The 507-nt window shown below is 50.5% G+C and carries 1 protein-coding gene; it reads right to left on the reverse strand.

The window, feature by feature from the left end:
• Window positions 1-507: M14 family zinc carboxypeptidase (locus ACLD7X_RS18470; RefSeq protein ID WP_411425140.1), on the reverse strand; the 507-nt coding region annotated here is incomplete at both ends.

A 507-nucleotide genomic window follows, 5' to 3' on the forward strand; every position in this document is an offset into this window, starting at 1 on the left:
CCCAGTCACGATTCAGGTCAAAAAGGTAGTGATTGTAACGTCCACCGGGCCAGGGTTCATTATGTTCCCACGACCAGGGCGTCGGGTCTGAATTGACGGCCATTACGCGATTGTACCATTGAGCGTAGCGATCGCGTCCATCGGGGTTGATACAGGGGTCGAGAATAACCACCGTATTTTTTAGGATTTCCTGGGTAGTGGCGTTGTCTTTATTCAGTAGCTCGTACATGACCTTCATGACCGCCTCGGAGGAAACAGCCTCGTTTCCGTGTACATTGTAGCTAAGCCAGGCAATAGCAGGTACTTTTCCGGATGGGGTTCCTTCCATCATACCAATACTTTTCAGGTTATCGGTTCGGATACTTTCAACCTTCGAGAGGTTTTCGGGCGTGGCAATGACGGCTACCATCAGGGGGCGCCCTTCGTAGGTAGTACCGTAGGGGATTAGTTTCACCTGAGCCGGGTTCTTATCAGCCAGGGTCTTTACGTAGTCCACAATTTTGTAAT

It is taken from the genome of Aphanothece microscopica RSMan92, assembly GCF_046613545.2.
In the GTDB taxonomy this organism is placed as follows: domain Bacteria; phylum Cyanobacteriota; class Cyanobacteriia; order PCC-6307; family Cyanobiaceae; genus NIES-981.